A 24,470-nucleotide genomic window follows, 5' to 3' on the forward strand; every position below is an offset into this window, starting at 1 on the left:
TAGATGAATTTCAAGTCTGGTCAACTGAAATCCATCTTTCCGACATAGCTGGCAAGTATCGAATTAGAAAACCTTATTCAGCACCTTATCCACACTCTTGAATGCAGTGTCATTAAAGAAGTCACAGGCCAGCACACTATTCGGTTGAGCATCATTCACCTCCTTTTGTGCATGTGCAAATCCCCAATACTCCTTGTTTTGATACAGTACACGTGTATCGGCCAGGTTCTGCGTATCACTTGGCTGGTAAACAGTCCAGCCTGCATTTTGCCAAGTTCCTGCACCTAAAACAGTGCTGTTGGTGCTGACATGGTCAAGGGCCTGGGTTGGATAAAACTCGATATAATCCTGAGTACTCAGTTGTACCTGTTTCTGCCAGCACACAGAATTGTTGGGGAACTTGTCTGTGGTTGCCACGGTTAAGCTTTTAATTAGGCCAAGTGTGGTGTCACCCACTTTCGTTGAGCGCTGAGCTTGTGTATAGAAATAGTCCAGATAATCCGCGATCTCCTGACCAGACAAATCAATCTTCTTCAACTGATAACTTAGCTTGAATGGCGTTTTGTTTCCAAAATTATAAGGTTCATATTCCAGCACTGTATCATTGAATATTGCATTGTCTCCAACCCAATATGCACCAGTGGTGTTTTGCGGCGGGGAAATCTGGGATAGCTCATCTTTGGTTAGGAAATTGCGGGTTGCTTCCGTTTGCAGTTTTGGTGCCTGAGAATAATTTACGATGAAATTTTTATCTTTATCGACCTGATAAGTTTTTTTCGTTAAATCATCTCCTGCCTTTGCAGTGGCAATATCATAACTAAAAAAAGAAGCCTTGCTGGATGGGTCAACGATCTCATAAATTGCGTCATCTCCACCGCCACATGCTGTAAGTCCAAGCACACCCATGCAAATCAATAGTTGTTTTTTCATTATCATTTCTCTTCATAAAAACCAGTCAGATTATCCTGAATTAGACCATCTGTTACAATCTGGTTAAACAAATTACTACTTATTTGCTGCATTAAAAAACGCCCTTTTGGGCGTTAAATCAAGGATTAAAAAACGTAAGGTCGAATAAAGATCAGGAAAAACAGTCCCAGCATGATGAACCATTTCAGGAAATAGTAAAGCTGACGATTTTTAGCCTTTAACGCTTTGGCCTTGATACGAATTTGATAAATATAGCCAAAAGCCTTGTTTAAACCACCTGTTTGGTCACCTGCTTCATTGGGTGAACTGGCTGCGGTCATGACACTTTTTCCAAACCAGTGGTTAAACTTTTCCATAAAACGGGTTTTTAATGGGCGTTCCACGTCAGCGAAAAAGATAATACGGTTCTGGTCAGTGGTATTTTCCGCATAGTGAATATAGGTTTCATCGAACACCACACTTTCACCGTCACGCCATGAATAACGCTCCCCATCAACATCAATAAAGCAGCGATCATCATTGGGTGTTATTAAACCCAGATGGTAACGCAATGAACCTGCATAAGGGTCACGATGGCGTACCAGACGGCTATCTGGTGCAAGCTCGGTAAACATTGCCGCCTTAATGCTAGGTAATGTCTTTAATAAAGCTGTTGTTTTCGGGCAGAGTTCGGCCGCAGATGGATGTGCCGAGTCATACCATTTCAGGTAAAAGCGTTTCCAGCCTGTTTTAAAGAAAGAGTTAAAACCCAAGTCATCATAGCTACTGGATGCCTTAATGCCACCCTTGTCATATAAGGCCTTGGCCTCATCACGAATCATTTCCCAGTTTTCATCCAGAACCTTTAGGTCCTTGAAATACTGGGTGTCGATATACGGTTGGTTTGGCACTCTGGAAAAAAGGTACATTAAAAAATTAATGGGTGCGAGAATGGTTGAATGGTCAAAAAACTGACGATAAAACGAATGTTTCACTTTACCACGGCGCTGAATATACAGCGCAGAGATGATAAATATCGCTAATATGATCCACTTAATCATAACTTACTCTATCTGCCCAGATGAAAACCCAATGCCAATTTGATCGCAAACCTTCCAAATCGCACACAAAAAATAAGTCGACTATTCTACCAAATTTAAGTATTTAAATACCAATTTGCCTTACTTAAATCGGACAAAAACGATATTCATTTTTTATCCCAACCCATCTTTGAAGAAAGTGGAACACATTGTTATCCCATTTTTATGGCCTAGCTGATTCACACAATGGATGAGTTACAACAAATTGATGACCCTCGCGTCACGGCTTGATACAACTTGTTATGTTCTTTTTGGATATAGTTATCGTAAGATTAGCGAAGCATTTTTGCGCCCTTTCAGGCGCATAAGCTTTATGACATCAACTTAGAATCCTCCACAACAAGGAGATCAGGCATGATCCACGCTGGCAATGCCATTACCGTCCAAATGCTTGCGGACGGAATTGCAGAATTCCGCTTTGACTTACAAGGTGAGTCGGTTAATAAATTTAACCGTGCAACCATTGAAGACTTCCAGGCAGCGATTGCTGCAGTTAAAGCCAATAACGACATTAAAGGCTTAGTTGTTACCTCTGGTAAATCAACATTTATCGTGGGTGCAGACATCACTGAATTTGGCGACAACTTCGCGGCAGGTGAACAGGCGATTGTTGACTGGCTTATGCCTGTCCATGAAATCTTCAACAGCTTTGAAGATTTAGACATTCCTAAAGTTGCTGCAATCAACGGCACAGCATTGGGTGGCGGTTTTGAAATGTGTCTGGTATGTGACTATCGCGTCATGTCAGAACAGGCACAGGTTGGCTTACCAGAAATCAAACTTGGTATCTATCCTGGTTTTGGTGGTAGCGTACGTTTAAGCCGTTTAATCGGTATCGACAATGCCGTTGAATGGATGGCAATGGCGAATCCCAAGAAGCCTGCCGCTGCACTGAAAGATGGTGCTGTAGATGCGGTTGTTGCTGCTGACAAGCTACAGGACGCTGCGGTTGACTTGGTTAAGCAAGCGATTGCTGGCCGTTTTGACTGGAAAGCAAAACGTCAGGAAAAACTAGACGCAATCAAGTTGGACACATTGGAACAAATGATGGCGTTCAATACTGCGAAAGGTGCGGTATTGTCAAAAGCAAACCCTGCGCAATATCCAGCGCCAAAACTTTTGCTTGATTCTTTACAGGCGGGTGCGAACTCAACCCGTGATGACGCATTAAAAGCTGAAGCACAAGGTTTTGCCAAAGCAGCAATCACACCACAGGCAGGCGCATTGATCGGTTTATTCATCAATGACCAAGTTGTGAAGAAAACTGCCAAGAAATATGAGAAAGGTGCTCACCCAGTCAACCAAGCAGCGGTATTAGGTGCGGGTATCATGGGTGGTGGTATTGCTTACCAGGCGGCAAGCAAAGGCACACCAATCATCATGAAAGACATTGGTAACCCGCAACTTGCACTCGGTATGAAAGAAGCGAATGGCTTGCTGACCAAGCAAGTTGAACGCAAGAAAATGAAACCTGCGCAAATGGGTGAAACACTGGCTCGCATCCGTCCAACTTTAAGCTATGACGAGTTTAAAGAAGTGGATATCGTGATCGAAGCGGTAACTGAAAATCCAAAAGTAAAAGAAATCGTGCTTGCTGATACTGAAAAGCATGTTCGTGAAAACACGATCATCGCATCTAACACATCTACGATTTCAATTACACGTTTGGCGAAAGCATTACAACGTCCTGAAAACTTCGTAGGTATGCACTTCTTCAACCCAGTACACATGATGCCATTGGTTGAAGTGATTCGCGGTGAGAAAACGTCTGAAGAAGCGATTGCAACCACTGTTGTACTTGCCCAAAAAATGGGTAAAACACCAATCGTTGTAAACGATTGCCCAGGCTTCCTTGTAAACCGTGTATTGTTCCCTTACTTCGGTGCGTTCGATCTTCTTGTAAAAGACGGTGCGGACTTCCAGCAAGTTGACAATGTGATGGCGAAGTTTGGCTGGCCAATGGGTCCTGCCTACCTCATCGACGTTGTGGGTATCGACACAGGTGTTCATGGTGCAGAAGTCATGGCAGAAGGTTTCCCTGACCGTATGAAGCCAGACTACAAAGGCGCGATTGAAGCGATGTACGAAGCAAAACGTCTTGGTCAAAAGAACGATGTTGGTTTCTATAAGTACGTATTAGACAAGAAAGGTAAGAAAGCAAAAACTGTTGATCCAACAGCATATGAAGTGATTGCACCTTTCGTAACTGGTGAAAAACGTGAGTTTGATAACCAGGAAATCATTGACCGCATGATGCTTGCTTTCTGTAACGAAACCGTTCGTTGCCTGGAAGACAACATTGTTGCAACGGCTTCTGAAGCGGATATGGCAATGATCATGGGTGTCGGTTTCCCTCCATTCCGTGGTGGTCCATGCCGTTACATCGACCAAACAGGTGTTGCTGAATACGTTGCACTTTGCGACAAATATGCACACTTAGGTAAGGCTTATGAAGCGCCACAAATGTTGCGTGACATGGCTGCTAACAACACAAAATTCTACGGTTAAGGAGCGACGTGAATGGCTAATTTAAATCCACGTGACGTTGTGATTGTTGATGGCGTTCGTTCTGCTATGGGCAAATCACGTAACGGTATGTTCCGCAATGTACGTGCCGACAGTTTATCTGCTGAATTGGTTCGTGCCCTCGTTGCCCGTAACCAGTTTGACCCAAATGAAGTTGAAGACGTGATTTGGGGCTGTGTAAACCAGACTTTAGAGCAAGGTATGAACATTGCTCGTAACATTGGTTTACTTGCTGACCTACCTAAGACTGTTGCAGGTCAAACGGTTAACCGTCTTTGTGGTTCCTCTATGCAGGCAATCCACACCGCTGCTGCACAGATTGCAACCAATCAAGGTGATATCTTCATCATCGGTGGTGTAGAGCACATGGGCCACGTAGGTATGATGCACGGCATCGACCTAAACCCAGAAGCATCTAAACACTATGCCAAAGCATCGAACATGATGGGCTTAACCGCTGAAATGTTGGGTCGCATGAATGGCATTAGCCGTGAAGAGCAGGACAAGTTTGGTGTTGAGTCTCACGTTCGCGCGTGGGCGGCAACTCAGGAAGGTCGTTTCAAAAACGAAATCGTAGGCATCTTGGGTCATAACCAGGAAGGCTTCCTTGAGCTTTGCGATGTCGATGAAGTGATTCGTCCAGATGCAAACCTAGAAGCTTTTGCTGCATTGAAACCTGTATTTGACCCGAAAGGCGGTTCAGTTACTGCTGCAACATCTTCAGCTTTGTCTGATGGTGCTTCTGCGATGTTGTTGATGTCTGCTGAACGCGCTCAGGCACTTGGCTTAAAACCACGTGCTGTGATTCGTTCAATGGCTGTGGCAGGTTGTGATGCTGCGATCATGGGTTACGGTCCAGTTCCAGCAACTCAAAAAGCGCTTAAGCGTGCTGGTCTCAGCATGGCTGACATTCAAACCATCGAATTGAATGAAGCATTTGCTGCTCAAGGCCTGTCAGTCATGAAAGGCTTGGGTATCTATGACAAGCAAGACATCATCAACCATAACGGTGGTGCAATTGCATTGGGTCACCCATTGGGCTGTTCTGGTGCGCGTATCACAACAACATTGTTGAACGTGATGGAACAACAGGATACGCAAATCGGTCTTGCAACCATGTGTATCGGTCTTGGTCAAGGTATCGCGACCATTATCGAACGTGTTTAATCAACACTAAGATAAAAGAAAAATCCCTGCTTTGATCTGACCCCAATAAGTTGGACAGTTTGATTAAGTGGTTTTTAAGGACTGATTTCTGTACTGTACAGGACTCAGTCCTTTTAGTTTCACCTTGATTCGATCATGGTTGTAATAGTGGATGTATTTTTTCACGACTTGTTCCAGTTCATCAATGGATTTAAATTCTTCTCCATAAAAACACTCTGATTTCAGTATTCCAAAGAAGCTTTCCATAGAGGCATTGTCTAAACAATTTCCTTTACGTGACATACTTTGTGTTAAGCCATTCTGTTTCAATTGTTCTTGATAATAATGCATTTGGTTTTGCCATCCCTGATCTGAATGGATCATCGGTTTGTCATCAGGTTTTAGTTTATCTATAGCCTTCTTGAGCATATCTTTCACCAATCCAAATACTGGTCTGCGTTGAATATGGAAAGCTATGATTTCGCCATTAAATAAATCCATGACTGGTGATAGATAAAGCTTCTCACCTCGAACATTGAACTCAGTCACATCAGTTACCCATTTCTGGTTGGGCTGTTCTGCCTTAAATTGACGTTGTAATACATTGTCTGCAATCTTGCCCACTTGTCCTTTGTAAGAGCGATATTTCGTGGCTCTGACACGTGATTTAAGTTGCATAGACTGCATCAATCGTTGAACACACTTATGATTGATCACCAAACCTAAATTCCTCAAGGCAAGGGTAATCCTACGATAACCATATCTTCCTTTATGCTGATGATAGATTACCCTGATTTTCTTTTTCAAATCATAATCTTGATCTTCATGTTTATATATTTGCACATGGTAATAGTAAGTACTGCGTGACATCTTGGCTGCATGTAATAAATGCTTTAATGAGTAGGTTTGCCTTAATCCTGATATAAGTCTTGCAAGCGCTGCTGTTCGGCAGCTTCTTTTGCTTCCTGTTCCAGCCTTAAGGCTTTCAGCTTTTTTAAAAAGGCATTCTCTGCACGTAAATATGCTAATTCTTCCAGTAACTCTTTTTGGGTTTTATCTTGGTCTGCCTTAGACAGTTTGATCGGTTTAGGCATAAGTTTGGTTCGCCCTTTAGGCTTCGGTTTTAAGCCATCTATACCTTGCTCTCGATATTGACGCAACCAATTAAATACCTGTGATGGGCTTTTAAGGTCGAATTTAATCATTGCTTCCCGAGCGGATAAACCATCTGTTTGAACCGACTCTATCACTGCCAGTTTAATTTCAAGAGAAAGTACCCGATGTCTTTGTTTTTCAGAAAAAGCTGCTTCACCGTTTTTATTATATTGAGCTACCGATTGGCGAACGAGACTTTGGTCAATATTAAAAAACTTAGAGGTTGTTGGATAACCATAACCTGATAAGTAATGTTGAACAACTTTCAGTTTTAATGCTTTGTTGTATTTAGCCATTAAAAAGCACCCTTCAAATTAGACTAAGAGTGTCCAACTTTCGGGGTGCAGTTCACTTTATGCAGGGATTTTTTATTTCAGATGCAATCCAAATGCTAACGCATCCACAAATTATTTTGAGAGTTATTTAATCCATCACGAATCTGCTGCTGTAATCTCAGAACCTCATCAAAATTAATTTTTATTGTTCCATCACGAATGCCATCGACATTATCGCGAGTAATATTAAAAGGTTGCAACATTTTAAAAAGCCCATTGGTTGGGTCTGATGACTGAAAACCCGCCGCCACAGCAAAAATATTATAGGGTTGCAATGTCAATGGAATCTGCGATGGATCAGGATCGGCTACTTTCGGCTGATAATCGACTGTCGCCGTAGTTTCTTTTATTGGCTCATTCTGCATATCGCTATGGGTCTTATATATGCGGTGTTGCAAAGCCTGACGCACTTTCATGTCTTCCTGAAATGGCACAGGTCCCACTTCTTCACGCAATTCGGATTCAGCCATAACCCGAATCGTTGGCAATGTGGTCACCTCTTCTGCCTGCACGGTTAGTAACGTCATAAAAGCAAATAGGGAAAGAAAGACAGATCGTTTTAGAAAGTTCATCGCTTGCTCCAAATATCTCTCATCCATAAGAAAACAGTGAGTTAAATAAAAGCATCTATGAATAGGCTACAACAAAGTGCTGTTCGATTCAGTATGGCTCAGATAAACGGTCACCGTGATTTAAAATTTGAACCAAAGATAAAATCCATGTTTGAGAGTGGTCATGTTTAATCTTTGTAAATATGGTCATATTTGATCGATAAAACCCTCGCTTATACGGATATTTTTTATTATTGTTTCCTCAGGATTATATCAATATCAATCATTATTTTAATTTAGAATTCAAAACATTAGGAGTAAATGGATGTCTTCGACCCTAAGCAAGGCAACACTTGGTGCAGCAATCATTGCCACATTTTTAACAGGTTGCGCCACCAAAACCCTCATCACCAAAGATGGTAAAACCTATAATCGAACCACCAAAATCACTTTAGTTGAAGACAATGTGGTTGCTTTCGGACGGCCTGCACAAGCGGCCCTGAATTTACCTAGAGACAGCATCGTGATTGCAGGACAAAAGAATAGCTATATCCTCACGCAGGGTGGCTCCCAGTTTGTGACCTTGATTAGCAAGCTTGACCCTAAAAATATTCAGATCACACGGGATCTAAACTTTTATTCTGAAAAGAACGATGGAAATTTTTCGGGCACCTTGCCACTTTCCTATGTAAAGCTTAAAGAGGATTTAGGCAAAAAAGACCTGGAGTTTTTTATTGAAAATGGCGCCAAGGAATGTTCTTCCTCCAGTGACGAACGGATGCAGGCGCAACGCTTCTGCTTTGATGTTAAGCTGGCGGGTGTGGTCTACCCTGCCGCAAACAACCTAACTTCATTAAAAGCCTTAAGCAAGCCTTATCAGGTCACTATTTATACCCAGAAAGAGGAAAGATATACATCCAAATCTGGCATGAATCCTTTCGAAAAACTGGTTCTGCTGCCATTTGCCGTTGCAATTGATGTGGTCAGTTTGCCATTTCAGGCAGCGGACAAGATTTTTGATTAATCCCAAAATATAAAGACTTTTCCAACGGGATGGTGAACATAGCTAACTGTGCGTTTCTTCCTCATCATCGCCCTCAAAGGTCTTGGAAATTTTCTCAATATTGAGGCTCTTTGCCATCGCATCAAAGATATTTTTATACACACCCTGTTGCTGGTAAAGCTGGTGGTGTTCACCATGCTCCACAATCATGCCGTCCTGCATCACATAGGTATAATCGGCATCAATAATCTGGGAAAGGCTATGCGAGATAATGATCACGGTACGGCCCTGCTTAATCTCATCCAGACTATGCTTGATCTGTTCGGTTGCAATCGCATCAAGGCTTGCAGTGGGTTCATCCAGAAAAATAATTGGCGGATTTTTCAGGAACATCCGTGCAATGGCTATACGTTGCTGCTGCCCTCCCGAAAGTAATAGGGCATTGGACTGATAAGCCTGTGGCAACTTCAAAATCTGCTCATGGATGGAGGCTTTTTGAGCGGCAAGGATAATTTCGTCCTGTGTTGCATCCATCTTGCCATAGCGAATATTTTCCTCAATGGTGCCCTGAAAAATATGGTTCTTTTGCAGCACCAGACCAATATGGTCGCGCAAATACTGGGTATCAATCTCGGTTAATGGTGTGCCATTGAGCAGGATTTCTCCTGACTGAGGTAAATAGAATTTATCCAATAAACTGATCAGGGTGGATTTACCCGCCCCCGACAAGCCCACCAATGCAGTGATCTTGTTCGGCTGTATGGTCAGGTTAATATCTTTCAGTGCATGGAAGCCATTGGGATAGTAAAAATTCACCTGTTTCAGTTCAAACCTGCCTGTCAGCGGGTGTGGTTTGAGCTCTCCAGAGGTTTCGATTTCATCATCGGCTTCCAGTATCTTGAAGAAGCTTTCCGCATAAATCATCGCGTCATTTACTTCATCATAGATGCGGTGCAATGAACGGATAGGGGCAGACACATTATTAAACAGCAGGATATGAAACATGATCATGCCAATGCTCATATCACCAACCAGCACAAAATAAGCGGTCAGGATGATAATAAACACCACGCCAATCTGCTCAATAAAGGTTTTTAGTCCATCAAACAGAAAGCTGAGCTGACGGGTATGCATCTGGTTGTCAGTAAGCTGTTTTTGTAGGCTGAGCTGTTTCTCCGCCTCGATTTGTTCACGGTTAAAAGATTTAATCACGGTAATGGAATTAATAATACTTAAAATACCCTGACTTTTACGCTCGCGGCCATCACGTAAATTGCGCCGTGTTCCACCCAGTTTCTGCGCCTGCTTAAAGGTAATCCAGAAATAAATCGGCACAATGCACAGCGCCACCAAACCAATCCAGACATTGGCATAGAACATCAGGCACAGTGCAATAATAGCACTGCTAAACAATGGAAAAATATCAATAAAGAAGATCTGAACCAGTCGGGTAATGGAGCCAATACCACGATCAATACGAGTTTGCAATTTTCCTGCCTGATTGTCATCCTGGGTAAAGAAAGCCAGCCGATATTGCAGGAATTTGACGATGATGGCCTGCGCCACATCCTGTGCAACCAAAATCCTTAACTTCTCCCCAAAAAATTTCTGTCCAAACTGGATAAAGATATTGATCACTTCCTTAGACAATAAAATCACACTGATGGTGACCAGAATATGCCCGCCTGCATTCAAGCCCTGTCCCGATTCAACCACGGCATTGATGCGATCGACCGCATACTGCAAGGTCAACGCATTCACCTGTGCAGTTAAGGCACCGATCAGTGTCAGCACCAGCGTCACCGCAACCAGTAACTTATAAGGCAATACAAAAGGTCTCACCTTATAAAACAGTTCTAATAAATTCATATCTTAAAATTCTTCATTTCGAATGGGTTGATTTAGAGCTTCCTTATAATAATTTGCAGTTGCCTTACAGTTCCTCTTCCAACACCTCGGCATTATTCTTCTTGATCTTTTCCATCTTGCTGTTCAGCCTGAGAACTTCCTGATAAAGCGTATTAAACTTTTTCACCTGAGAGGTCTCATGAAAAAGAATGGTTTTATCTTTGTGCTGCCACTGACTGTTTTTCAGCATATCAAACATGGCCTGTGCCTTGCTAATGATCTGCTGCTCAATCGGGAAAATGTCATGGGCCTTATCCGCTTTCAGGTTGTTCTCCAGTTTTTCTTGCAGCGACTTTCTCATATCATGGTGGATCGCAAGACTTTTTGCCTGCTCAAGTGCGCGTAACTGGATATGCTGCCGTTCCTGTTCATATTCAGCTGAGATTTTATTCACATCAGCCAGCATTTGTTCTGTTTCCCTATAATTCCGCTGGCGATCCTGATCCAAACGTTCCACATCTAAAAACGTGTCCCAGTGCACTTCTTTCAGTTGCCGTAAATAATGGTTACGCGCCTCAATGTTTTGCATCCAGTAGGTGAGCAGGAACTCAGACATCACCTTGTAATCACCCGACAAACGTGGATCATGCACATCCAGCTTTACAGGAATTGACCAGTCTTGCGCCTGATCATAGAGTTCACGCATTTTCTCCGCCATCACCACCTCAAACATTTGCTGACTGTTGACCGCATGTTGTTGCAGACGATGTTGATACAGGAAAAAAGAACCGATACAGCTCACCAAGAGCGCAAGAAAGAATAAAAAACGGCGCATATCGCCTCCAGATTTAATTATATTTTTTATGTTGTAAAACCCAGTCTAATCAATAACAGGCCTCTGTTTTATCATTTTTTATTTCAATTCTCGTAACGGAGCATTACATTTTCATCGCTTTAAATTCAGTGGCTTCGCCCCTATTATCTGTTTAACTAGAATTGAAGAGATACGCCATGCGTGTGGATATTTGGTCAGATGTGGTCTGTCCTTTTTGTTATATCGGTAAAAAACGTCTTGAGCATGTGGCGGCAGAGGCGGGTATTGAACTGGAGGTGCATTGGCACAGTTATGAACTGGACCCAAACGCGCCTGCAAAACATGAGGGTTCCAATACTGAGCGCCTAGCCAGGAAATATGGTCGAAGCTATGCCGAAATGGAGGAGATGGAACGCAATGTAGCTGCAATGGCGGCTACTGAGGGCATTGATTTTCAGTGGCAGAAAGCCAACTCAGGCAACAGCTTCAATGCCCACCGCATCATCCATCTGGCACAGAGCAAGGGTCTGGGCAATGAGGCAGAAGAGGCCTTTTTCCATGCCTACATGACTGAGGGCCTGGCGATTGGTGAGCGTGAGGTGGTTGAGGAAATTGCCTCACGGATTGGTTTGGACAATGCCGAAGTCGAGTATGTGCTTGATTCAGATGAACTGACCGATTTTGTTCGTCACGACGAAAAAATTGCCCGCGAACAGCTCAACATCACAGGGGTGCCGTTTTTCGTGTTTGACCAGAAACTCGCACTTTCTGGCGCACAACCACGTGAGATTTTCTTGCAGGCGCTGCAACAGGCCCAGTCAGCAATAACAGAAATTGAGCAGGATGATGCTGCGCAATGTAATGATGAAAGTTGCGAAATCAAACCTTAATAATGCTGGTCATTGGGTAAGCTTCAACGTCAGGCCGAAGCTTACCCATTCATATACAGACCTGTATAATCTCTTTTTATATCAACCTTTTATCATAAAAAAACCACCTTTTATCTAGGGTCATCATTCCGTCATTTTTTAAGCGCTCCTGTTTGCTGGGCTTTTCACCAGCAGATATGTGCGGCTGGTCACAACTCAGCCATAAATTTACAGATACAATTTAGTTTTGTGATCTAATTAACCGATGCATACTTTTAAAATGTTTTTATTTTCAAAGCTAAACCATGAACAATTTCTCTATTTGGAATAGCTAAATGAGATTTTTTACTAACTCATAGGCTATGGATTTTGCATTGTTTTCTTCTATAATCGTCATAAAGTGACATTCTTTTGTTATGGAAATGCAAGCGTTACAAGCCCTCATTAACGGTCAGACCCAACCAGAACAAATATGCATTGAACAGCTTGTAACGTGGGCGAAACAGCATACTTCAACGACTACAACTGAATACAAACTGTTAGAGATTGCTGTCAATATTGTACTGCTTCACTATTTAAAACAGGCTCAAGCCTATCTCTAAGGAAACTATCGATGGACGTATTAGAGAAAGCTCTTTTGGTTGATGAGCTCAAAACTCTCATTGATGGGCTCAATGACAATAAAACTTCGCTTTTTGAAATTGCAAAATCAAAACAACGTATTAAAGACATTTGTGCATCTTGTGACGATCCTGCCTTTCAGGACCAGTTGATTCCGTTTAAACAATTTATCCAGAATGAAGAGTTTTCCGCAGAAGAACTCGCAGATTATGGCTACGCCATGACTTACCGTGGCACCTTTAACTTTATGGGGCGCGTCGAGAATGCCCTGTTCGCTTCTGGGGACATGGGCTGGGCCGCGTTACGTCAGGCACAGCACTGGCAAGTCTGGGTGATTCGCCCAGCCCTGTCTTTCCTTAAAAGCCCGTGGATGAACTCATCCCAAGATGCGTTAAAATGGCTACAGCTCCATGCCAGCGACTATGTAAAAACAGATGATGAGCTTGAACACCTGATTCCTGTTCTGGAACCCATACATCAGAATTCAACAGATGCCCTTTCAGATCAGGCAGCCCATAAGGATGCACTGTCGATAATGAGAGAAGAAACCGAAAACTTTCAGTCACAGTTGGAAGCGATTATTCAGGAAAAAATCCAGCCTGTTGCATCCACAGCGACCACCACGCGTGCCAAATCAGGCTTTAAACAGAATGTGCGCCCTACAGCGAACCTGAACAAGGCCAAGCCGATTGCACTGAAAGACTTCAATCTGGATGGTTTGCTGTGCCGCCTGGAACGTGTTGACGCACGTACATTCCCTTCGCTTTACCGTGTTGATCTGCACAATGACATTGACCAGAACATTAAAATTGACTGGCTCTATCTCAAGGCAGAGAATGACGCACAACCAATCTGGGAATCTGCACAGGTTTTTATTGCAGAGCAGTTGTATGCACAGGGCCAGTTCTCGCATTATGTGGTACTTGTGGGTACACACAACATTGAATATGCGACCACCATCCTACAGGCCTATACCGACCAGCGTCACACCAGAACCAGCTCGATCCACCAGACGAGTTGGATAAATTTCAAGCAGCATTACCACCAGCATGAAACCCTGTTTAATGAATGTGTCATGAATGGCACTTTGGTCTGGCAGCGCGACCAACGGGTATATCCTTATATCCCTGTATCATTTATCAATACTCAGAAATTCATTCCATTCGAGGAAACTGCGGCAACGTTCCTGACCCCTGTTATTCTGTTAAGGGAACGCCAGAAAATCCGCATCATTCACGGTTCAGAACGCGTTAGGCTATCCAGTGAAGACCAGGCCTATCCATACCTATTGCTGGACCGTGCCGAGGGATATACCTGGCAACTGATCCGTCAGGTAATTAGTCGCCTGCCACAACCCATTTCTGTACATGACCTTTATCAGGCACTGGAAAGCAGTGCGGCCTCAGAATCATCTTAAAACCATCCTAAGTTTTACCCCCTCAGTCCATCATTTTCCCTTCAACATTCTGTTGTGGTTGGAGATGATGGACTTTTATTGCAAGCCATTATTTTCCACTGATTGACCTGTTCACCATCCACCCCTGAAACATCTTCCAACCAAGTGTCAACAAGCTTTGTTGATATGACTACTTTTTGTGTCTATCACTTGATTTTATTCAGTAAATCATCAAGAGTTGAGGCAAGAACAATATATAAGCCTGCATTATGATGATTTTCCCAAAAATGGTGTCACGACCTTTATTTTATAGCTTTATGGCGTGCTCTCTAGGTTCAGCCAGCATGGTCTATGCGGCTTCAAACACTGAGCCACAGAATCCACCACAGCCCCAACCTCCACAGACGGAAGCGGCGACATCTGAAAATTTTCTGGACTATATTCCAAAATGGGTGGATGCGACCCCAACTGTTTTTCCTGAGCAGTCCAATCAGCCAATTGTGCCGCCAACGGCGGAAACGGAAGACAGGACATGGATTGACCGCAAACAGCGCAATATCCGCGAATGGGCTGACCGCACCTCAGTTAAGATTGATGACTGGTTTGGGGAGGTAGACCCAGAAAAGCCCGCTTCCGCCACCATCCGCTTTATGCTCGATAATTACTGGAATGAATACGACAATTACGAGGTGAAACCCCGTATTCGAGGGAAGATTAAACTCCCCACCTTGGAGAAACGCCTGAGTTTGGTCTTCGGTGATGATACGCTGGACGATGAGTTTGACAACAATATTGCCAACATCAACAATCAACCGAATCAGGACTCCAGCAAAAGGCTTGATTCAAAACAGGCGCGGGATAACAACGGCTCTATTGCGCTACGTTTTTCAAATTTCTCCAAGCGACTGCCTTTTGAAACCGATGCCGATATTGGTATCCGTTCAGGTGATGATGTCTACCTACGCTTAAGGGCTGAAAAAAACTGGACCCTACGCAATGACTTCCATTTCAACGCCGAACAGATTTATCGTTATGGCAGTGACAGTGAAAACTACCTGCGTACCAATCTGGAGCTGGTCCACGCACGTCCCAACCAGCCTTTTTTATCCAACCAGTTTAGCCTGATCTATGCTGATGAACAGGATGATGACCTGACCTGGGAAAACAGGACATTCCGCCAGCATCAATTTTTTGCCCACAACAATTTCAACTATGGCATTTATACTGGTGGTTACTACAATGACAACAACCTGCGCCTCAATAGCTGGGGGCCTTTTGTTTCATGGCGTCAACCGCTATGGCGTGAATGGTTCTATGTGCAGGGCGACCTGAACTACTTCAATGACCACCGCGAAGACCGTAACCATTATGTCAGCACATTCATTCGTCTTGAAACCCTGTTTTAAACACAGCTAAACCAGACAGAAGCCCAATCAACATAGCGATTGGGTTTTTTTATTTGTAAAAATTCTTTCCTTAATAAATATAGGTTTAAGCTTTGATTACTATATTTATCCTCTTTTATTTTTCTGCATTTCAGCATGAATCAACAATACGCCTTGCCTGTGTATTTCTTGATTGTTGGCAACCTGTGTCTGGGTTATCTACTCAGTCCATTCTTTCCCATACTTTTACCCTTAAGCAGGCATGTGGTTCACTCACCCATTTCCATCGCTAAACGCTCTTTTCAACGCCAACACCACCTAATCCACACCTTAACCTGCACCACGCCCGTAGACTCCAGCAATGAGTCAGGTGATGAACAACTCAGACAGGAACTCATGCAGGTGTTTGGCGACGACTCATTGTGGCAACGCGCACAACAGCCCCAAACCATAAAAAAACTGGGAAAAAATAGCAAGCATAGTGCGCATAAAACCATACCCACAGCAAATCCGATCAGTGCAGGCTGGTCAACCCTTTCAGGCTGGCTACCCTTTAACAATGATCTTGATCTAGGCACAAATTCTGACACAGATATTTATGTCCAGTTTTTAGCAAAGAAGAACTGGGCCTTAGCCTCAGGTATGCATCTGGATACCGCACAAATCTTCCGCTATGGTTCAAGCAGCAAGAACTATGCGGAAACCAATCTGGATTTAACCCAGCAGCTTAAATATCACAGCCTGTTTTCAACCCAGTTGAATGTCTCTAAAAGCCAGAATGAAGAATATACATGGAGTAACCGTACGTTCCAGAAACTATCGCTGCTGTCCAAAAACAATATTAGCTATGGTGTTTTCAGTACGGGTGACTATGAAAACAGGGAGCTGCGTGTCAATGAATGGGGACCTTACTTTTCCTGGAAACGCCCCGTCTGGCGCAACTGGATCTTTATGGAAAACGACATTAATTATTTAAATATTCCATCCGATAAACAGGACAATCATTTCAACTATCAAATGTCCTTTGAGATGCACTTCTGATAAAAACATCAGCACAACTGTGGATAACTTCAATGTTATCCATAGAGACAAAAAACCTCTGACGAATCAGAGGTTTTTTATTATTTAAGGGCTTACTTCAACAACAGGCTATTGATGCGTTTGACATAAGCCGCTGGGTCTTCTGGCAAGCCCCCCTCAGCAATCACCGCCTGATCAAAAATCACGTTGGCAAGGTCATCAAACTGTGCTGAGCTTTCCAGTTTTTTTACCAATGGATGTTCAGGGTTAATTTCCAGAGTCGGCTTGCTTTCAGGAACCGCCTGACCTGCCTGTTTCAGCATACGGATCAACTGTGGAGAGAGTTCGCCCTCACTGGTGACCAAACATGCAGGTGAGTCAACCAAACGGGTGGTCACACGGACTTCCTTGGTTTTGTCCTTCAATGAGGTGCTTAAACGTTCCACCACAGGTTTAAACTGTTCAGCCGCTTCCTCAAGCGCCTTTTTCTCATCCGCATCCTGTAAATCACCTAAATCCACAGCACCTTTAGAGACGTTCTGTAATGGCGTACCATCAAATTCAAAGACAAAATTCATTGCCCACTCATCGACGCGGTCTGCCATCAACAAGACTTCAATGCCTTTCTTCTTGAACACTTCAAGCTGTGGTGAATTTTTCGCGGCGGTTAAGTTATCCGCTGTCACATAATAAATGGCTTTCTGCCCCTCTTTCATGCGGGCTTTATAGTCAGCGAAAGAGGTTGAGATTTCATCATTGGTGGATGTCGCATAACGTAACAGCTTTAAGATACGCTCACGGTTACCCGTATCTTCACCCAAACCTTCTTTTAACACTGAACCAAATTCAGTGTAGAACGTCTTGAATTTTTCCTGGTCTTTCTCATCTTCCGATTTTGCCAAGCCATCCAACAGGGTCAGAACACGGCGGGCATTGCCCTCACGAATGGTTTTGACATCACGGCTTTCCTGCAACAATTCACGGCTGACATTCAATGGTAGGTCAGCACTGTCCACCACGCCCTGAACAAAACGTAAATAGTTTGGAATCAGATTGTCTGCTTCGTCCATGATGAACACACGTTTAACATAGAGCTTGATGCCCGCCTTTGCCTCACGGGTAAACAAGTCCTGCTTCGCCTGACTTGGGATATACAGCAACTGGGTATATTCGGTACTGCCCTCAACACGGTTGTGTGCCCATGCCAATGGCTCAGCAAAGTCATGGCTGAGGTTTTTATAGAACTCTATATACTGTTCGTCAGTAATCTCGCTCTTGCTACGGGTCCACAATGCACTGGCTGAGTTAATTACTTCCCATTCATCGGTTTTGACCATCTGGCCGCCTTTAGGCTCTTCACCCTCGGTAACCTCTTCCTCTTGCCAGACTTCTTTTTGCATCTGGATTGGCAGGCTAATATGGTCTGAATATTTATTGACGATCTGTTTGACTTTCCACGATTCAAGATAATCAAGCGCATCATCACGTAAATGCAGAATGATGTCGCTACCACGGCTCGCTTTATCAATTTGCTGAACTTCGAACTCGCCTGTACCGCCACTGATCCAGCGCACCCCCTCGGCCGCATCCAGCCCCGCACGACGGGACTCCACCGTGATTTTATCGGCAACAATAAAGCCTGAATAGAAACCCACACCAAACTGGCCAATCAGTTGCGCATCGGCTTTCTGGTCACCTGTCAGTTTGGACATAAAGTCCTTGGTGCCTGACTTTGCAATGGTACCAAGGTTGTCAATCGCTTCCTGCTGGCTTAAACCAATACCATTATCTGAAATGGTCAAGGTCTTGTTGTCTTTATCCAGAATGACACGAACATGCAGGTCTGGATCATTTTCATAATATTCAGGATGGTTTATCCCCTCAAAACGCAGCTTATCGCAGGCATCCGATGCATTGGAAATCAATTCACGCAGGAAAATTTCAGGATTGGAATAGAGGGAATGCGTCACCAAATGCAATAACTGAGCAACTTCAGCTTGGAAACTATAATTTTTTGAGGCTTGTTCACTCATAAATCACTCCTTATTTGTGAGGCTTAAATTTAGAATGATTTATGAATGGAGTATTTCCATGATTTTTCAATCCTTAGGACTAAATTTTTTTATACGCGCCCACCATTAAAATGGCCCGTGACTCAGCACGCGATCCTGCAACAACTGGTCAAGCTGCAACTGTCGCTGTGCATAGGCACGTTTCAGGCATGGTGTATTGGCCCCACAGGAGTTACGCTGCTTTAACCACTGGAACTGCTTGTCCTTTTCTGCATCCCGCCCGCCCATTGGCAATGCATGCAGGATAATCTGATAGGTGGTTGCCAGTTTTACATCAGCATCATTCAGTCCAATATTCTGGCAGATTTGCTGTTCGGCTTTTAATTTGGCGGCTTTACAGGAGAAACTTGCCGCATGTGCCTGTGGCAAGGCCATTAAGGAAACCAATACTCCATAGGCCAACAGTTTGTTCATACCCTTTACTCCACACGACTTTAAATTATTTCCAGCATACAAAACTCCATGTTTTCAACCTGTATCTGTTTTATAGCCAAATTGCAAAATAAAAAAGCCTCGCGTAACTGCGAGGCTCCTCATGTAAAGGCTGGGTTTAGAATTTATAACTATAGCCCAGTGTGTATACCATTGGATTAATATCCAAATCGGTGAGTTTGGTACCATTTATTTTTACTTCTGGGCTGAGCTGTGCGTAACGCGCATCAAAGAACACACCCCAGTTTTTCGCATCGGCAGGTTGGAAAGTAAAACCCAACTGCCCAGCAAAACCAAAGTCTTCTTTTACTTTTACCTTATCCCCAGCCAAAGGACCGACACCTTTCTCATCCCATGCCACAAAAGCTGTACCACCTACCCCAATATATGGCGTAAAGCCAGTTGCATTTTTAAAGTTATATTTTGCAGTGATCGTTGGTGGTAAATGTTTAAGCTTTGCCACCTTGGTGCCATCCAGACTCACATCATGTGAGATTGGAGTTGCCAGCAAGATTTCCGCAGAAAATGGCGTATCACCCAGGAAATATTCTACCGATGGGGTAAATGCATATTCATAATCTGCCTTTAAAGTGCCCAAGCCAGTGATTTTTGTCTCATCTGTGGGTGAAATTACACTGCCACCTACCTTAACCTGAAAACCGCCAGCAAATGCAGTTGAAGACAACCCCAATAATGTAATAACTAATAATTTTTTTAGCATTTAAAAAAACCTCTTTAATCAAAATTTCAATCTGTATTTAATAATAATCATGTCTTTTTATTTTATGCAATACATGTTAATTCCGACCAATTTAATTATTTTTACAAACATCTGATTAACAACAATATAAATTTGTAAAGATATGTAATTATTTATAAATCAAACCAATTTACTAGGATTAACCAATTGAAAACCAAGTATTTTTATCAGAATTAACCAGCTTAAAGATATATTTAAAATAAATCTTTTAAAGTATACACTAAATAAATTTAGTTTTATTACAAAATAAAATGAGAACTTAATATAATAAACAGCAATAAAATACAAAAAATGTCACTTTATTTCTTCCATGATAAATAAATAGCAATTATTCATATTAAGGTGGTTTAAAACAAATATAGTTATTATTTAATAAACATAATTATTATATTTAATATAAATGATATTTTATTATTTCTTAATATAAAAAATGGTTCCTTATGGAACCATTCTCTATTCATTATAAAACCATTGCGGCAATCCAGCCAAAAATGAGCAGCGGGATATTAAAGTGTATAAATGTTGGCACAACAGTATCCCAAATGTGATCATGTTGACCATCAACACCCAAACCAGCGGTTGGTCCCAAAGTCGAATCAGAGGCAGGTGAACCTGCATCCCCCAGTGCCGCCGCTGTTCCAATCAGCGCAATGGTGGCCAAGGGTGAGAAGCCAAACTGTACACACAAAGGCACATAAATCACTGCCAGCACAGGCACACTTGAGAACGAAGAACCAATGCCAATGGTGACAAACAAACCAATAAACAGCATCAGGAATGCAGCCAACGCATGATTGTCACCAATGATGTGCACCACGCCATTCACCAAATGGTTAATATCACCAGTGTGGGTCATCACTGAGGCAAAACCCGCCGCCGAAATCATGATGAAGCCCACCAGCGCCATCATACGCATGCCCTGTACAAACACATCATCAGCATCCTGCCATTTAAAAATGCCAGATGCCGACAGTACTGCAAAGCCGACCAAACCACCCAGAATCATTGAACCCGAATACAACTGTGCCACCAAGGTTAAAGCGATGGCAAGCAGGGCCATCAACATGGTTTTCTTCGAGATATAAGGTACATTTTCTGCTTCATGCCTGAGTTCTTCAGCATCCGCTTTCAAGTCATAATCCGACTGTGCAGTTGCCCGAAGTGGCTTGTCCAGGTCAATGGTGGTGACAGGGGTAATTGAGCGGTCAATATAGTCGCGTGGCTTTCGATAGCTGATAAACACCGCCACCAGCGTACCAATCACCATGCCCAGCACAGGAATCGCCATCCCCAATGGCATCATGCCACGCTCGACATGCAGCCCATAGGCCGCACCAATCTTGTTGATATTCCCCATCAGAATCTGTTCAAGGAAAATCGCACCAAAACCGACTGGCAGAAAAATATAGGTCCCAACCAGACCCAGCGTCAGTACACACGCCGCTGCACGTCGGTCCAGCTTTAGGTGGTTCATCACCTTTAATAATGGCGGCACCAATACTGGAATAAAGGCAATATGCACTGGAATCAGGTTCTGGGAGAAAATAGCTGCAATCAGTAAAATGGTCAATAAAAGATATTTCACCTTTTTTTCCTGACTTTTCCCTGCTTCCATACCTAATAAACCAATCAGCTTATGGGCGAGTAAATCAGGCAAGCCTGATTTTGAAAGCGCCAAGGCAAAAGCACCGAGCACAGCATAAGCCAAGGCAACCTCAGCACCATCCCCCAGCCCTGCATTAAAGGCTTCGACCGTTTGAGAAAGGCTTAGACCTGCGACCAGACCGCCAATAATGGCGGAGACCACCAATGTGAGAACAACAGAAACGCGTGCCAGTGACAGGATAAACATCACGGCAATCGCAATGACAACAGCATTCATGAAAAAATTCAGGAGCAAAGAAAAGGCGATATTCTAGCAGATTCATGAAAACCTAGCTGAAAATATCGCCGAATTGTGATCGTTCTTATGTGATTTTTATTCTGAATAATCCGCTAAAGCCTTAGGCCGCCTGACGCTGGATAAATTGACGGATCAGTTCAGCAATCTTTTCTGGCTGGCTGAGTACTGCCCAGTGATTGGCATCCAGCTCGGTATATTCAAACTTCTCCACCCATTTTGGCATGGATTCCGTAATGTATTCAGGACTGACAAACGCGTCGCGCTTTAACACAATTGCCTGTACAGGACACTGTGCATAACGCTGGCGTGGCTGGGTCAAGGATGGAATAAAGTTGGCACGGTACAGGTTAATTCCATATTTACCATCCGCCACAATATTGGCATTCAATGGTAGATCCTGTTTTTTCTCCAGACCACTTAAAATCTTGCCCCATTTCTCTGGACTAAAGAATGTCCATACTGTTGGTGCAAGCAATGGTAAATGGAATGCACCGATGTACCATGATTTAGTCAACATCTTCAAGACATTGCTTGGAGCAGACTTAAATTTCTCACGTAGATACAGAGAGGCGTGGTCCAGACAAGGTCCTGAAATGGTGGTATAGGACAATAAGCGACCCTTTAGTTTTGGCTCAGTTGCCGATTCCCAAGACTGTAGAGAACCCCAGTCATGCGCTGCCATATGGAAACTACGGTTTGGCAGAACCTGATCAACCACTTCCTGCAAATCCAGCGATAAACGTGGTAAACGATAATCCTTGATGCGTTTAGGAATGGAAGACAGCCCCGCACCACGAACATCGTAGGTCACGACAAAATAGTCATTTACCAACTTCTCAATAATCGGTTCCCATACTTCCTGATTGTCTGGATAGCCATGTACCAGCACCAATGGTGTCTTTTTCTCATCACCCCATGTTTTGACACAAAGTGTTTGCTGATCAGATGTGGTGACGGTTTTTACTTGTACTTGCATAATTCCTTCCCATTTTGTTTTCAGTCGGCATGGTCATAAAACAGCCATTGCCAGCGATACAATAAAAATGATACTTATGGAGTATGAATAGAGTTGCAAGAAAAAAAATTGACCATGAAAGACATTTTCAAAAAAATTCGAACCATTCCTGTAGTTTCCAAATTTATGATCAACCACTACTCCCCTTACCGTGGTGCAGGAATCGCAATTGAAACCATTGATCTGGACAATTACCACATCCGTGTCAAAATGCCGCTCACCCGAAAAAACCGTAACATTGTTGGGACACATTTTGGTGGCAGTTTATATTCAATGGTTGACCCATTTTATATGCTGATCCTGATGCACCATTTAGGCCATAAATACATTGTGTGGGATAAAAGTGCCTCGATTAATTTCCTGTCACCAGGTCGCAGCACCGTCTATGCGGATATACAGCTCAGTGCCACTGAAATTGCGGAAATTAAGCAACTGGCTGAAAATCATGAATCTGTGTTTCGAAACTATACATTGAATATTGTGGATGATGCGGGAACGCGAATTGCAGAAGTTGAAAAGGTTTTATACATCCGTCGTAAGAAACCCAAAGCCAGCTCTTAACCAGTCTTTTTTCAAATAAAATGCCTGCAATCAGTTGCAGGCATTTTTAAATCAATCAGATAAAACTTATTTTTTCTTCTCCTGAATGGCTGCACCAGCACCACCACCGATTGCGCCACCAATAGCAGCACCAGAATCACCACCAAAGATTGATTTACCGATTACGGAACCAATACCTGCACCAATGGCACTGCTTGTGGTTGAATTGCTGCTACCACCCTTGGCGTTTGCACCGACACCTGCGCCAGCTGCCGCACCGACACCTGCACCAAGACCACCACCCACATGATTACCTACGCCACCACCGACAGCACCACCAAGCGCCGCCGCACCAATACGCTGGTCAGATGGGGTCATATTCTGGCAGCCTGTAAACATCACCGCCGATAACATCAAAGTAGAAACTAAACCCATTGTTTTTTTCATGACTATACTCACTCCTGTTCGGTTCTACTAAAAAGCATAATCTTCTTTTATGGGGAGTTTGATCTTATTGTGTTATTGGAATGTCCCAATCGATTAATGTTTTGTAAAGACTATCCATTTTTATCATCATTAAATTGACGCTTTAAATGACAAAAAGAAGCCCTTATCCTAGACAAGGGCTTCTTCCTGATTTTTAAACAATACTTGGCGTACTTCTAAATTCTAGTATTTAGTACTTGCCTTTTTTCTCACCATACGCTGCGCCAGCACTACCGCCCAGTGCGCCACCTACCGCAGCACCAGCCTCTCCCCCCAGAACCGCGCCACCCAGAGCCGCACCCACACCAGCACCAATCGCACTGTTTCTGGTGTTTTTACTATTCGCACCTTTTGCATTGGCAGCAACACCCGCACCAATCGCCGCACCCAGTCCAGCGCCAATATTACCGCCTAGACCTTTTCCGACAGCACCACCTGCACCACCACCAATGGCAGCCGAACCAATACGCTTATTTTCTGGACTTACATTTTGGCAACCCACAAACAATGTGGTTGACATTAGACCAACACCCGCAATCATCATCACTTTTTTCATTAGAACTTCTCCTCTCTCAATTGAACGT

22 protein-coding genes are annotated in these 24,470 nt (G+C 43.4%); 9 read left to right on the forward strand and 13 right to left on the reverse strand.

Annotated features, from left to right (window positions below; genetic code table 11):
- Positions 1-63: 63 nt before the first annotated feature.
- Entirely contained in the window at positions 64-930 is an 867-nt protein-coding gene (locus QLH32_RS09285) for a hypothetical protein (protein WP_283266019.1), read from the reverse strand.
- Between the two features lie 125 nt (positions 931-1,055).
- Positions 1,056-1,970, reverse strand: a complete 915-nt coding sequence (lpxO, locus tag QLH32_RS09290; protein WP_283266020.1) for a lipid A hydroxylase LpxO — start codon at positions 1,968-1,970, stop codon at positions 1,056-1,058.
- A 393-nt stretch (positions 1,971-2,363) separates the two neighbouring features.
- On the opposite strand from lpxO, the gene fadB reads away from it, so the two are divergent.
- Both fadB and fadA read left to right on the forward strand, forming a co-directional pair.
- A complete protein-coding gene (fadB, locus tag QLH32_RS09295) occupies positions 2,364-4,517 on the forward strand; it encodes a fatty acid oxidation complex subunit alpha FadB (protein ID WP_283266021.1) in 2,154 nt (717 codons plus the stop codon).
- Positions 4,518-4,529: 12 nt separating this feature from the next.
- Entirely contained in the window at positions 4,530-5,702 is a 1,173-nt protein-coding gene (gene fadA, locus QLH32_RS09300) for an acetyl-CoA C-acyltransferase FadA (RefSeq protein ID WP_267981496.1), read from the forward strand.
- A gap of 63 nt (positions 5,703-5,765) precedes the next feature.
- Here the strand turns inward: fadA and QLH32_RS09305 are convergent.
- Positions 5,766-7,132, reverse strand: a protein-coding gene (locus QLH32_RS09305; protein WP_432442280.1) for an IS3 family transposase whose coding sequence is annotated in 2 segments (ribosomal slippage) — positions 5,766-6,596 and positions 6,599-7,132 — 1,365 coding nt in all. Because the reading frame shifts where the segments join, the coding sequence is not laid out codon by codon here.
- Between the two features lie 95 nt (positions 7,133-7,227).
- Positions 7,228-7,743 (reverse strand): hypothetical protein, encoded by a 516-nt coding sequence (locus QLH32_RS09310; RefSeq protein WP_283266022.1) that lies wholly within the window; start codon positions 7,741-7,743, stop codon positions 7,228-7,230.
- A 304-nt stretch (positions 7,744-8,047) separates the two neighbouring features.
- Here QLH32_RS09310 and QLH32_RS09315 point away from each other — a divergent pair, with 304 nt between their 5' ends.
- Positions 8,048-8,746, forward strand: a complete 699-nt coding sequence (locus QLH32_RS09315) for a YidX family protein (protein ID WP_283266023.1) — start codon at positions 8,048-8,050, stop codon at positions 8,744-8,746.
- A 42-nt stretch (positions 8,747-8,788) separates the two neighbouring features.
- On the opposite strand, the gene QLH32_RS09320 is transcribed toward QLH32_RS09315, so the two are convergent.
- Both QLH32_RS09320 and QLH32_RS09325 read right to left on the reverse strand, forming a co-directional pair.
- The gene (locus QLH32_RS09320; protein WP_283266024.1) at positions 8,789-10,594 is read right to left on the reverse strand and encodes an ABC transporter ATP-binding protein; all 1,806 of its coding nucleotides are present in this window, start codon (positions 10,592-10,594) and stop codon (positions 8,789-8,791) included.
- A gap of 64 nt (positions 10,595-10,658) precedes the next feature.
- Positions 10,659-11,408, reverse strand: a complete 750-nt coding sequence (locus QLH32_RS09325; RefSeq protein WP_283266025.1) for a hypothetical protein — start codon at positions 11,406-11,408, stop codon at positions 10,659-10,661.
- Between the two features lie 176 nt (positions 11,409-11,584).
- Here QLH32_RS09325 and QLH32_RS09330 point away from each other — a divergent pair, with 176 nt between their 5' ends.
- The 5 genes from QLH32_RS09330 to QLH32_RS09350 all read left to right on the forward strand — a co-directional run bounded on the left by QLH32_RS09330 (position 11,585) and on the right by QLH32_RS09350 (position 16,699).
- On the forward strand, positions 11,585-12,277 hold the full coding sequence (locus QLH32_RS09330) for a DsbA family oxidoreductase (RefSeq protein ID WP_279961160.1): 693 nt from the start codon (positions 11,585-11,587) through the stop codon (positions 12,275-12,277).
- 395 nt (positions 12,278-12,672) lie between these two features.
- Positions 12,673-12,858 (forward strand): hypothetical protein, encoded by a 186-nt coding sequence (locus tag QLH32_RS09335; protein ID WP_267981505.1) that lies wholly within the window; start codon positions 12,673-12,675, stop codon positions 12,856-12,858.
- Between the two features lie 11 nt (positions 12,859-12,869).
- Positions 12,870-14,294, forward strand: a complete 1,425-nt coding sequence (locus QLH32_RS09340; protein WP_283266026.1) for a hypothetical protein — start codon at positions 12,870-12,872, stop codon at positions 14,292-14,294.
- A gap of 323 nt (positions 14,295-14,617) precedes the next feature.
- Positions 14,618-15,679 (forward strand): hypothetical protein, encoded by a 1,062-nt coding sequence (locus QLH32_RS09345; RefSeq protein ID WP_432442313.1) that lies wholly within the window; start codon positions 14,618-14,620, stop codon positions 15,677-15,679.
- 135 nt (positions 15,680-15,814) lie between these two features.
- The gene (locus QLH32_RS09350; protein WP_283266028.1) at positions 15,815-16,699 is read left to right on the forward strand and encodes a selenocysteine synthase; all 885 of its coding nucleotides are present in this window, start codon (positions 15,815-15,817) and stop codon (positions 16,697-16,699) included.
- Between the two features lie 92 nt (positions 16,700-16,791).
- Here the strand turns inward: QLH32_RS09350 and htpG are convergent, their stop codons facing one another.
- The 5 genes from htpG to QLH32_RS09375 all read right to left on the reverse strand — a co-directional run bounded on the left by htpG (position 16,792) and on the right by QLH32_RS09375 (position 22,821).
- Positions 16,792-18,711, reverse strand: a complete 1,920-nt coding sequence (htpG, locus tag QLH32_RS09355) for a molecular chaperone HtpG (RefSeq protein ID WP_283266029.1) — start codon at positions 18,709-18,711, stop codon at positions 16,792-16,794.
- A 105-nt stretch (positions 18,712-18,816) separates the two neighbouring features.
- Positions 18,817-19,164, reverse strand: a complete 348-nt coding sequence (locus QLH32_RS09360; RefSeq protein ID WP_279961154.1) for a lysozyme inhibitor LprI family protein — start codon at positions 19,162-19,164, stop codon at positions 18,817-18,819.
- A gap of 136 nt (positions 19,165-19,300) precedes the next feature.
- Positions 19,301-19,903 (reverse strand): OmpW/AlkL family protein, encoded by a 603-nt coding sequence (locus QLH32_RS09365; RefSeq protein ID WP_267981512.1) that lies wholly within the window; start codon positions 19,901-19,903, stop codon positions 19,301-19,303.
- Between the two features lie 499 nt (positions 19,904-20,402).
- Positions 20,403-21,824 (reverse strand): Na+/H+ antiporter family protein, encoded by a 1,422-nt coding sequence (locus QLH32_RS09370; RefSeq protein WP_283266030.1) that lies wholly within the window; start codon positions 21,822-21,824, stop codon positions 20,403-20,405.
- Between the two features lie 121 nt (positions 21,825-21,945).
- Positions 21,946-22,821, reverse strand: a complete 876-nt coding sequence (locus tag QLH32_RS09375) for an alpha/beta fold hydrolase (RefSeq protein ID WP_267981514.1) — start codon at positions 22,819-22,821, stop codon at positions 21,946-21,948.
- Positions 22,822-22,914: 93 nt separating this feature from the next.
- On the opposite strand from QLH32_RS09375, the gene QLH32_RS09380 reads away from it, so the two are divergent.
- Complete coding sequence (locus tag QLH32_RS09380; protein ID WP_279961152.1) at positions 22,915-23,421, forward strand: DUF4442 domain-containing protein; 507 nt, start codon at positions 22,915-22,917, stop codon at positions 23,419-23,421.
- A 66-nt stretch (positions 23,422-23,487) separates the two neighbouring features.
- On the opposite strand, the gene QLH32_RS09385 is transcribed toward QLH32_RS09380, so the two are convergent.
- A complete protein-coding gene (locus QLH32_RS09385) occupies positions 23,488-23,847 on the reverse strand; it encodes a YMGG-like glycine zipper-containing protein (protein ID WP_279961151.1) in 360 nt (119 codons plus the stop codon).
- A gap of 229 nt (positions 23,848-24,076) precedes the next feature.
- Entirely contained in the window at positions 24,077-24,442 is a 366-nt protein-coding gene (locus QLH32_RS09390) for a DNA transfer protein p32 (protein WP_283266031.1), read from the reverse strand.
- Between the last annotated feature and the right edge of the window lie 28 nt (positions 24,443-24,470).

Origin of the sequence: Acinetobacter corruptisaponis (assembly GCF_030053775.1) — a bacterium.
GTDB classification, from domain to species: Bacteria; Pseudomonadota; Gammaproteobacteria; order Pseudomonadales; family Moraxellaceae; genus Acinetobacter; species Acinetobacter corruptisaponis.

Coding starts and splice junctions, on each gene's coding strand:
- htpG (WP_283266029.1), bottom strand. CDS start 18,711: ATGAGTGAACAAGCCTCAAAAAATTATAGTTTCCAAGCTGAAGTTGCT.
- fadA (WP_267981496.1), top strand. CDS start 4,530: ATGGCTAATTTAAATCCACGTGACGTTGTGATTGTTGATGGCGTTCGT.
- QLH32_RS09325 (WP_283266025.1), bottom strand. CDS start 11,408: ATGCGCCGTTTTTTATTCTTTCTTGCGCTCTTGGTGAGCTGTATCGGT.
- fadB (WP_283266021.1), top strand. CDS start 2,364: ATGATCCACGCTGGCAATGCCATTACCGTCCAAATGCTTGCGGACGGA.
- QLH32_RS09390 (WP_283266031.1), bottom strand. CDS start 24,442: ATGAAAAAAGTGATGATGATTGCGGGTGTTGGTCTAATGTCAACCACA.
- QLH32_RS09345 (WP_432442313.1), top strand. CDS start 14,618: ATGGTCTATGCGGCTTCAAACACTGAGCCACAGAATCCACCACAGCCC.
- QLH32_RS09365 (WP_267981512.1), bottom strand. CDS start 19,903: ATGCTAAAAAAATTATTAGTTATTACATTATTGGGGTTGTCTTCAACT.
- QLH32_RS09310 (WP_283266022.1), bottom strand. CDS start 7,743: ATGAACTTTCTAAAACGATCTGTCTTTCTTTCCCTATTTGCTTTTATG.
- QLH32_RS09375 (WP_267981514.1), bottom strand. CDS start 22,821: ATGCAAGTACAAGTAAAAACCGTCACCACATCTGATCAGCAAACACTT.
- lpxO (WP_283266020.1), bottom strand. CDS start 1,970: ATGATTAAGTGGATCATATTAGCGATATTTATCATCTCTGCGCTGTAT.
- QLH32_RS09335 (WP_267981505.1), top strand. CDS start 12,673: ATGGAAATGCAAGCGTTACAAGCCCTCATTAACGGTCAGACCCAACCA.
- QLH32_RS09385 (WP_279961151.1), bottom strand. CDS start 23,847: ATGAAAAAAACAATGGGTTTAGTTTCTACTTTGATGTTATCGGCGGTG.
- QLH32_RS09320 (WP_283266024.1), bottom strand. CDS start 10,594: ATGAATTTATTAGAACTGTTTTATAAGGTGAGACCTTTTGTATTGCCT.
- QLH32_RS09350 (WP_283266028.1), top strand. CDS start 15,815: ATGAATCAACAATACGCCTTGCCTGTGTATTTCTTGATTGTTGGCAAC.
- QLH32_RS09330 (WP_279961160.1), top strand. CDS start 11,585: ATGCGTGTGGATATTTGGTCAGATGTGGTCTGTCCTTTTTGTTATATC.
- QLH32_RS09285 (WP_283266019.1), bottom strand. CDS start 930: ATGAAAAAACAACTATTGATTTGCATGGGTGTGCTTGGACTTACAGCA.
- QLH32_RS09315 (WP_283266023.1), top strand. CDS start 8,048: ATGTCTTCGACCCTAAGCAAGGCAACACTTGGTGCAGCAATCATTGCC.
- QLH32_RS09360 (WP_279961154.1), bottom strand. CDS start 19,164: ATGAACAAACTGTTGGCCTATGGAGTATTGGTTTCCTTAATGGCCTTG.
- QLH32_RS09370 (WP_283266030.1), bottom strand. CDS start 21,824: ATGAATGCTGTTGTCATTGCGATTGCCGTGATGTTTATCCTGTCACTG.
- QLH32_RS09340 (WP_283266026.1), top strand. CDS start 12,870: ATGGACGTATTAGAGAAAGCTCTTTTGGTTGATGAGCTCAAAACTCTC.